Annotated in this window: 3 protein-coding genes and 1 pseudogene; 2 read left to right on the forward strand and 2 right to left on the reverse strand. The window is 69.3% G+C overall.

Going from position 1 to position 5,250, the window contains the following annotated elements:
* Positions 1-291 (reverse strand): annotated as a pseudogene (locus tag HW445_RS17660) (hypothetical protein); the annotation flags it as partial.
* Positions 292-469: 178 nt separating this feature from the next.
* On the opposite strand from HW445_RS17660, the gene dnaE reads away from it, so the two are divergent.
* Entirely contained in the window at positions 470-4,009 is a 3,540-nt protein-coding gene (gene dnaE, locus HW445_RS17665; protein WP_180221972.1) for a DNA polymerase III subunit alpha, read from the forward strand.
* 144 nt (positions 4,010-4,153) lie between these two features.
* Here dnaE and HW445_RS17670 read toward each other — a convergent pair whose 3' ends face one another.
* Positions 4,154-4,321 (reverse strand): hypothetical protein, encoded by a 168-nt coding sequence (locus tag HW445_RS17670; protein ID WP_180221973.1) that lies wholly within the window; start codon positions 4,319-4,321, stop codon positions 4,154-4,156.
* A 245-nt stretch (positions 4,322-4,566) separates the two neighbouring features.
* Here HW445_RS17670 and HW445_RS17675 point away from each other — a divergent pair.
* The coding region (locus tag HW445_RS17675; protein WP_308799380.1) for an NYN domain-containing protein at positions 4,567-5,250 on the forward strand (684 nt) is incomplete at its 3' end.

The following is a 5,250-nucleotide window of genomic DNA, read 5'->3' on the forward strand; positions in this document are numbered from 1 at the left end:
GCCGGTCACCGGGCCGCCGGCCGCGCCGTAGCAGGCGTGCTGGCCGGCGGTGAAGACCGTGTCGGCGGCGAGTTCCAGCGGCACCAGCAGGGCGGCGATCGGGCCGAAACGGCGCTCCCGCCCGGCCAGCGCGTACGCCGCCACGAAGACGACGGCGCAGACCGCGGCCACCGTGGACACCGGGAGCGGCGCGCCCGAGAGCAGCACGTGGGACGCGGTGCCTACGGTCACGGCCAGCGCCGTGAAGAGCACCGCGCGCGCGGCTCTGAGGGGGGTCCCGGACATGTCCATCTCGCGGAAAGTCTGGCACGTCCGAGGTTAAAGACCTGGTAAAAGGTGACGGCGGCCACCCCGCCCGGCCGGGAAGGTTCCCGATGCCCCGGCTTGTCGGCCCGGGGGCATAGACTTCGAGACCGACAACCCGGACCACGCGCACCCCTCGCCCCGTGCTCCCCAGGAGGCCCCACCCGTGTCCAAGCCGCCCTTCACGCACCTGCACGTCCACACCCAGTACTCGCTGCTGGACGGTGCCGCGCGGCTCAAGGACATGTTCAACGCGTGCGACGAGATGGGCATGACGCACATCGCCATGTCCGACCACGGCAACCTGCACGGCGCGTACGACTTCTTCCACACCGCGAAGAAGGCCGGCATCACGCCGATCATCGGCATCGAGGCCTACGTCGCCCCCGAGTCGCGGCGCAACAAGCGCAAGATCCAGTGGGGCCAGCCGCACCAGAAGCGCGACGACGTCTCCGGTTCCGGCGGTTACACCCACAAGACCATCTGGGCGGCGAACGCCACCGGGCTGCACAACCTCTTCCGGCTCTCCTCCGACGCCTACGCCGAGGGCTGGCTGCAGAAGTGGCCCCGGATGGACAAGGAGACCATCTCCCAGTGGTCCGAGGGCCTGATCGCCTCCACCGGCTGCCCCTCCGGCGAGGTCCAGACGCGCCTGCGCCTCGGCCAGAAGGAGGAGGCCCTCAAGGCGGCCGCCGACTACCAGGACATCTTCGGCAAGGACCGGTACTTCCTGGAGCTGATGGACCACGGCATCGACATCGAGCACCGGGTCCGCGAGGGTCTGCTGGAGATCGGCAAGAAGCTCGGCATCCCGCCGCTGGTCACCAACGACTCCCACTACACCTACGCGCACGAGGCGACCGCCCACGACGCGCTGCTGTGCATCCAGACCGGCAAGAACCTCTCCGACCCCGACCGCTTCAAGTTCGACGGCACCGGCTACTACCTGAAGTCGACGGACGAGATGTACGCCATCGACTCCTCCGACGCCTGGCAGGAGGGCTGCCGCAACACCCTCCTGGTCGCCGAGCAGATCGACACCACCGGGATGTTCGAGAAGCGCGACCTGATGCCGAAGTTCGACATCCCGGAGGGCTACACCGAGATCACCTGGTTCCAGGAGGAGGTCCGCCGCGGCATGGAGCGCCGCTACCCGGGCGGCATCCCCGAGGACCGGCAGGCGCAGGCCGACTACGAGATGAACGTCATCATCCAGATGGGGTTCCCGGGCTACTTCCTCGTCGTCGCCGACTTCATCAACTGGGCCAAGAGCAACGGCATCGCGGTCGGCCCCGGCCGAGGATCCGCGGCCGGTTCGATCGTCGCCTACGCGATGGGCATCACCGACCTCGACCCGATCCCGCACGGCCTGATCTTCGAGCGCTTCCTCAACCCCGAGCGCGTCTCCATGCCCGACGTCGACATCGACTTCGACGAGCGCAGGCGCGTCGAGGTGATCCGGTACGTCACCGAGAAGTACGGCGCCGACAAGGTCGCCATGATCGGCACCTACGGCACCATCAAGGCCAAGAACGCCATCAAGGACTCCGCCCGCGTGCTCGGTTACCCGTACGCGATGGGCGACCGCATCACCAAGGCGATGCCCGCCGACGTCCTCGGCAAGGGCATCCCGCTCTCCGGCATCACCGACCCCCAGCACCCCCGGTACTCGGAGGCCGGCGAGGTCCGCGGGATGTACGAGAACGAGCCCGACGTCAAGAAGGTCATCGACACCGCCAAGGGCGTCGAGGGCCTGGTCCGGCAGATGGGCGTGCACGCCGCCGGCGTCATCATGTCCAGCGAGACCATCACCGACCACGTCCCGGTGTGGGTCAGGCACTCCGACGGCGTCACCATCACGCAGTGGGACTACCCGAGCTGCGAGTCGCTCGGCCTGCTGAAGATGGACTTCCTCGGTCTCCGCAACCTGACGATCATGGACGACGCCGTCAAGATGGTGAAGGCCAACAAGGGGATCGACATCGATCTCCTGGGCCTCCCGCTCGACGACCCCACGACCTTCGAACTCCTCCAGCGGGGCGACACCCTCGGCGTCTTCCAGTTCGACGGCGGCCCCATGCGCTCCCTGCTGCGCATGATGAAGCCCGACAACTTCGAGGACATCTCCGCCGTCTCGGCCCTGTACCGGCCGGGCCCGATGGGCATGAACTCGCACATCAACTACGCGCTGCGCAAGAACGGCCAGCAGGAGATCACGCCGATCCACCCGGAGCTGGAGGAGCCGCTCAAGGAGGTGCTGAGCGTCACCTACGGCCTGATCGTGTACCAGGAGCAGGTGCAGAAGGCCGCCCAGATCATCGCCGGCTACTCGCTCGGCGAGGCCGACATCCTCCGCCGCGTGATGGGCAAGAAGAAGCCCGACGAACTGGCCAAGAACTTCACCATCTTCCAGGCCGGCGCCCGCAAGAACGGCTACAGCGACGAGGCCATCCAGGCGCTCTGGGACGTCCTGGTCCCGTTCGCCGGCTACGCCTTCAACAAGGCGCACTCCGCCGCCTACGGCCTGGTCTCCTACTGGACCGCCTACCTCAAGGCCAACCACCCGGCCGAGTACATGGCGGGCCTGCTCACCTCGGTGAAGGACGACAAGGACAAGTCCGCGGTCTACCTCAACGAGTGCCGGCGCATGGGCATCAAGGTGCTCCCGCCGAACGTCAACGAGTCCGAGCCCAACTTCGCCGCCCAGGGCGACGACGTGATCCTCTTCGGCCTCTCCGCGGTCCGCAACGTCGGCTCCAACGTGGTCGACTCGGTCATCCGCACCCGCAAGGGCAAGGGCAAGTTCTCCTCCTTCCCCGACTACCTCGACAAGGTCGAGGCCGTCGTCTGCAACAAGCGCACCACCGAGTCGCTGATCAAGGCCGGCGCCTTCGACTCCCTCGGGCACACCCGCAAGGGCCTGATCGCCCAGTACGAGCCGATGATCGACAACGTGGTCCAGGTCAAGCGCAAGGAGGCCGAGGGGCAGTTCGACCTCTTCGGCGGCATGGGCGACGAGGGCGCCGACGAGCCGGGCTTCGGCCTGGACGTCGAGTTCTCCACCGACGAGTGGGACAAGACCTACCTGCTCGCCCAGGAACGGGAGATGCTCGGCCTCTACGTCTCCGACCACCCGCTCTTCGGCCTGGAGAACGTCCTCTCCGACAAGGCGGACGCGGGCATCGCCCAGCTCACCGGCGGCGACTACGGGGACGGCGCGGTCGTCACCATCGGCGGCATCATCTCCGGCATCCAGCGCAAGATGACCAAGCAGGGCAACGCCTGGGCCATCGCCACCGTCGAGGACCTGGCGGGCTCCATCGACTGCATGTTCTTCCCCGCCACCTACCAGCTGGTCTCCACCCAGCTCGTCGAGGACGCCGTCGTGTTCGTCAAGGGCCGGCTCGACAAGCGGGAGGACGTGCCGCGGCTGGTCGCGATGGAGCTGATGGTCCCCGACCTGTCCAACGCCGGGACCAACGCGCCCGTGGTCCTCACCATCCCCGCGCTCAAGGTCACCCCGCCGATGGTGACCCGCCTCGGGGAGATCCTCGCCAGCCACAAGGGCGACAGCGAGGTGCGGATCAAGCTGCAGGGCCCGCGCAAGACGACGGTGCTGCGCCTGGACCGGCACCGGGTGAAGCCCGACCCCGCCCTCTACGGCGACCTCAAGGTCCTGCTCGGCCCGTCCTGCCTCGCGGGCTGACCTCGCGGGCCCGGCCTCGCTGGCTGACCTCGCGGGCCGGCCTCGGGGCCGGCCACCTGCCGGCCACCCCCACAACGCGCCAGGGGCCCGCCCCGGAGCTCGCTTTCGCGAACTCGGGCAGGCCCCCTACGGGCGCGGCGCGCGTCAGTTGTGGCCGAAGCGGCGCTGCTTGTTGCGCGCCACGTCCGCGGGGCTGCCCTGGACCTGCGCGACCGTGGACTGGTGCTGCGCCGCCTCGTCCGGGCGGTGCTGCGGGCGGTCGGACCGGGCGGCGCGCTGGGCGGGCTTGCGGGTGTTCTTGTTCTTGGCCATGGTGATCTTCCTCCTGAGGGGGACCGTGATCGGTGTGCCAGAGCCGAGTTCAGACTCACATACGCCGCTCACGCACGCATGTCGGACGACTACCGTGCGTCACAGGGCCGTTGGGGCGCGGCCCGCTCCCGACGGGCAAACGCCACGCCGAAGATCGAGTTCGGGCCGTCTGGACCCCCGGGCTGGGGCAGACTCGAAGCGAACCCGAAGCACGCCTCCCCGGACAGAGGAAAGAGGGTGACCGCGTGGACCGCTGCATCGTCCTGGTGGACGCCGGATATCTGCTGGGTGCCGCCGCCAGCCTCCTCGCCGGAGAGCCCTCGCGGTCCCGCATCACCGTCGACCACGCCGCCCTCATCCAAGGACTCCGGGAACGCGCCGAGGCCGACACGGGGCAACCCCTGCTGCGCATCTACTGGTTCGACGGCGCCCCCGACCGGGTCCCGCAGCCCGAACACCGCCGACTACGGGTGATGCCCCGGGTCACCGTCCGCCTCGGCGCCCTCACCCGCTCCGACGGGCGCTGGGCGCAGAAGGGCGTCGACGCCGCCATGCACGCCGAACTCACCGAACTCGCCCGCAACCGCGCCTGTTCCGACATCGTGCTGGTCACCGGCGACGGCGACCTGCTGCCCGGGATGATGTCCGCCAAGGAGCACGGCGTCGCCGTCCACCTGTGGGCCGTGCAGGCCGCCGACAACAACTACAACCAGTCCGAGGACCTGGTCGCCGAGGCCGACGAACGCCGCGTGCTCGACCGGGCCTGGATCACGCAGGCCGTCCGCGCCCGCGACCTCACCGGCGCGTGCCCGCCGCAGCCCGCGCCGCGCCCCGAGATCGCCGCCATCCTCTCCGCCCCGCCCGGTGACCCCCACGCGCAGGGCGACCGGCAGGCCCCCGCCCACGAGTCCCCTCACCCCGCCCCCGTC

The organism is Streptomyces sp. UH6 (genome assembly GCF_013421635.1).
Taxonomy (GTDB): Bacteria; Actinomycetota; Actinomycetes; order Streptomycetales; family Streptomycetaceae; genus Streptomyces; species Streptomyces abyssomicinicus.